General features: G+C 76.7%; 4 protein-coding genes and 1 pseudogene. 1 reads left to right on the top strand and 4 read right to left on the bottom strand.

Features of this window, described 5'->3' with window-relative positions; genetic code table 11:
• From ONA70_RS35340 to ONA70_RS35325, 4 genes are all read right to left on the bottom strand, one after another.
• Nucleotides 1-770: SAM-dependent methyltransferase (locus ONA70_RS35340; RefSeq protein WP_265010825.1), on the bottom strand; the 770-nt coding region annotated here is incomplete at its 3' end.
• The gene (locus ONA70_RS35335; RefSeq protein WP_265010824.1) at nucleotides 767-1,804 is read right to left on the bottom strand and encodes a glycosyltransferase family 4 protein; all 1,038 of its coding nucleotides are present in this window, start codon (nucleotides 1,802-1,804) and stop codon (nucleotides 767-769) included. The genes ONA70_RS35335 and ONA70_RS35340, both read right to left, overlap by 4 nt.
• A 5-nt stretch (nucleotides 1,805-1,809) precedes the next feature.
• Nucleotides 1,810-2,208: a 6-pyruvoyl trahydropterin synthase family protein gene (locus ONA70_RS35330; RefSeq protein ID WP_265010823.1), complete on the bottom strand. Its 399-nt coding sequence runs from the start codon at nucleotides 2,206-2,208 to the stop codon at nucleotides 1,810-1,812.
• 3 nt (nucleotides 2,209-2,211) lie between these two features.
• The gene (locus tag ONA70_RS35325; RefSeq protein ID WP_265010822.1) at nucleotides 2,212-3,189 is read right to left on the bottom strand and encodes a zinc-dependent alcohol dehydrogenase; all 978 of its coding nucleotides are present in this window, start codon (nucleotides 3,187-3,189) and stop codon (nucleotides 2,212-2,214) included.
• A gap of 91 nt (nucleotides 3,190-3,280) precedes the next feature.
• On the opposite strand from ONA70_RS35325, the pseudogene ONA70_RS35320 reads away from it, so the two are divergent.
• Nucleotides 3,281-3,562 (top strand): annotated as a pseudogene (locus tag ONA70_RS35320) (CDP-alcohol phosphatidyltransferase family protein); the annotation flags it as partial.

Here is a 3,562-nt window from a genome sequence, read left to right as displayed (position 1 = left end):
ATCTCACCGGCCGCCGCCGCCACCAGCCGCCGCTCCCGGTACGCCCCGGCCAGGCCGGCCAGGTCCGGCCGCTGCTCGACGGCCGCGTCGAGCCAGCCCACCAGCCAGTCGGCGGTCAGCGCGGCCTGCGTCGGGCCGAGCCGCCAGGGGCTGGACCGGACCTCGACCGGCACTCCCCGCCGGCGGAAGGCCGCCACGGTGGCCGCCACGGCGTCCGGGCCGAGCAGGGTCCGACCGTCGACGGTCCGGCGCTGGTGGGCGTTGAACGCGGCCTGGAACGCGGCGTCGAGCGGATCGGCCGGGGTGAACTCGGCCCGCCCGAGCACGGAGATCGCGAACAGGGTGGGGTGGCCGGCGCAGGCGCCCACCACCCGCTCGATCTCCTCGGCGGTGAGCATGTCCAGCAGCGCGGACGCGGTGACCAGGTGAGCGTCGGCCAGGTCGGCGGCGGTCAACCGGGTGATGTCGGAGCTACGGGTCACCACCGCGACCGGGCTGCCGTCGGCGGCGTGCACCGGCTCGGCCTCGGCGAGCCGCCGCAGCTCGGCGTCCCGCTCGTGCAGTACCCAGCGCTGCGGCCCGGGCAGCAGCGGAGCGAGCCAGCGGGCCATCGACCCGGTGCCGCTGCCCAGGTCGTGCACGACCAAGGGCCGGCCGGCGGGGAGCCGGCAGCGGACCGCGTCGACCAGATCGGCCGAGCGGGCCGCCGCGTCGACCGGCTCCCGCAGCCGCAGCCAGTCGGCGAAGTCGGGGGGTAGCTGGGTGGTCATGCCGCCGTGGCCTCCGTCAACGCCGCCGCCAGCCGGTCCGCGGTGACCGTCCAGTCGGTCAGGGTGTCCCGCCGCTGCCGGGCGGCGTGCCGCAGCCGCCCCCGCAACTCTGGCCGGGTCAGCCAGCCGCGCAACGCGCCGGCCAGCGCGTCCGGGTCGGCGGGCGGCACCAGCAGCCCGGGTCGGGCGCCGTCCGGGGCGTGCCCGAGCGTCTCGGGCAGCCCTCCGGTGTCGCTGCCCAGCACCGGCAGGCCCCGGGCGAGGGCCTCGGTCACCACCATCCCGTACGTCTCCTGCCGGGACGGCAGGACGAGCAGGTCGGCGGCGGCGTACGCGGCGTCCAGCGCGGCCCCGACGAGCGGGCCGGACAGGCGGACCCGATCGGCCAGGCCGGCGCCGGCGAGCAGTTTGCGCAGCCGGTCGACGAAGGCCGGGTCCCGGGTGAGCGCGCCGACGCAGTGGCAGGTCCAGTCGAGGTCGGCGATCCGGGCCAGGGCGGCGGCGAGCACGTCGTGCCCCTTGATCGGGGTGACCGCCGCGACGCACAGCAGCCGGGTGCCCGCCGGTGTGCCGGGGGCGAGCGGCGCCGCCGACACGCCGGGCGCGGCGACCCACACCCGCCCGGCCGGCAACGCGTACCGGTCGAGCAGCCGACGCCGGGTCCACTCGCTGGTGCAGACCACCCCGGCCGCCACCGCCAGGGCCCGGGCCTCCACCTCGTCGTCGAGTGGCAGGTGCACCAGCACCACCAGGCGCAGCCGCCGGGCGTACCGGGTCAGCACCTCCGGCACGGTGGACGCGACCAGGCCGTCGAGCAGGACGAGGGCGTCGTCGGGCAGCGCGGCGAGCAGCCCGGCGAGGGCGGCCCGCTCCCCCGCCCCCGGGTACGGCCAACCGCCGGCCACCGGGTGCTCGCGCACGGTCCAGCCGAGCGCGGCCAGGCCGCGGCAGGCCCGCCGGTCGTACCCGTTGCCGCCGCTCGGGCTGGCCGGGTCGTCGATGTCGCCCGGCAGCACCACGTGGACGACGCCCATCCCGGCTACAGGGACCGCTCGTAGCTGGCCCAGGCGACGTGCGACTCGTGCAGGGTGACGGTGATCCCGGCGAGGCCCCGCGCCCCCTCGCCGAGGCGCCCGGCGTGCACCGCCTCGGCGAGCCGGTCGGCGACCGTCCGGGCCAGCACCTCGGTGGTGGTGTTCATCCCGGCGAAGGCCGGCTCGTCGTCGAGGTTGCGGTAGGTCAGCTCGCCGAGGACGGCCTTGAGCTGCTCGGTGGCCAGGCCGATGTCGACCACGATCCCGTCGGCGTCGAGGTCCGGCCGGCGGAAGGTGGCGTCGACCACGAACGTGGCGCCGTGCAGCCGCTGGGCGGGGCCGAACACCTCGCCGCGGAAGCTGTGGGCGACCATCATGTGGTCCCGGACGGTCACGCTGAACACTGATCACTCCTCGTCGTAGGTGATGAGGTGGCAGAGCGCGGGGAGCCGGCCCGAGGCGAGCCGGTCCAGCACGGCGGGCAGCTCGGCGAACCGGGAGCGGCCGGTGAGCAGCGCGTCGAACGCCGGGTCGGCGAGCAGGTCCAGGGCCAGCGCGAGGCGGTCGGCGTAGCTGCGGTCGGCCCGTCGGGGCGAGACGGTGCCGACCTGGCTGCTGCGGATGCCGAGCCGCCGGGAGTGGAACGCCCCACCCAGGGCGAGGGTGACCGGCCGGTCGCCGTACCAGCTCAGTTCCAGCACGGTCCCCTCCGGCCGGAGCAGCTCCAGTCCGCGTTGCAGCCCGGCGGCGGTGGCGCTGGCGTGCACCACCAGGTCCCGCTCGCCGGCCGCGTTCGCCGGCAGGGCGAAGTCGACGCCGAGCGCGGCGGCCACCCCGGCCCGCGCCGGGTCGGCGTCGACCAGTTCCACGCGGACGCCGGGGAAGCGGGCCAACAAGGCCGCGACGCAGCAGCCGACCATGCCGCCGCCGATCACGGTCACCCGGTCGCCGACCAGCGGCGCGGCGTCCCAGAGGGCGTTCACCGCGGTCTCCACCGTACCGGCGAGCACCGCCCGGGCCGCCGGCACCTGCTCGGGTACGACCACCACGGCAGCGGCCGGCACCACGTACGCGGTCTGGTGCGGGTACAGGCAGAAGACGGTACGGCCGCGCAGCGCTCCGGGTCCCTCCACGACCGTGCCGACGCTGAGGTAGCCGTACTTCACCGGGGCGGGGAAGTCACCCTCCTGGAACGGGGCGCGCATGGTGGCGTACTGGTCGGCGGGGACCCCGCCGGTGAAGACGAGGGTCTCGGTGCCCCGGCTGACCCCGGAGAACCGGGTCCGGACCAGCACCTCGTCGGGGCCGGGCGGGCGGAGCGCGACCCGGCGCAGTTCACCCTCGCCGGGGGCGCGGAGCCAGAAGGCGCGGGCGTCACGGATCACGAATTCTCCTCTTCTGCGCGTCAGGCCGAACCGAACGGGCACTTTTCCCGTAGTGGGAAGCAGGGTTGTCGATCATAGACACGGAGGCCGGGTGTCCACGGTTCGAAATGGCCCATTGGTCGGGCTGGCCGTCCAGATCGTCCTGCTCACCGGGCTCGCCGGCACGGTGGGACTCGGCGCGGCCGGCTGGCTCGCCGGCCTGGCGTACGGGGTGGTGCTGTGCGCGCTGCTGCGGCGCGGCCTGCGACTGGCCGGCGCCGACCGGCTCGGCCCCGCCGACCGAGTGACCCTGGGCCGGGCGCTGCTGATCGGCGGGGTGCTGGCCCTGGTCGTGGACGCGGGCGCCGGGCCGGGCCCGGTGGCGGTGCTGGTC

The sequence above is a fragment of the Micromonospora yasonensis genome, assembly GCF_026013475.1.
GTDB classification, from domain to species: Bacteria; Actinomycetota; Actinomycetes; order Mycobacteriales; family Micromonosporaceae; genus Micromonospora; species Micromonospora yasonensis.
The sequence above is the reverse complement of the archived record's forward strand: the minus strand, read 5'-3'. Positions and strand labels throughout refer to the sequence as shown.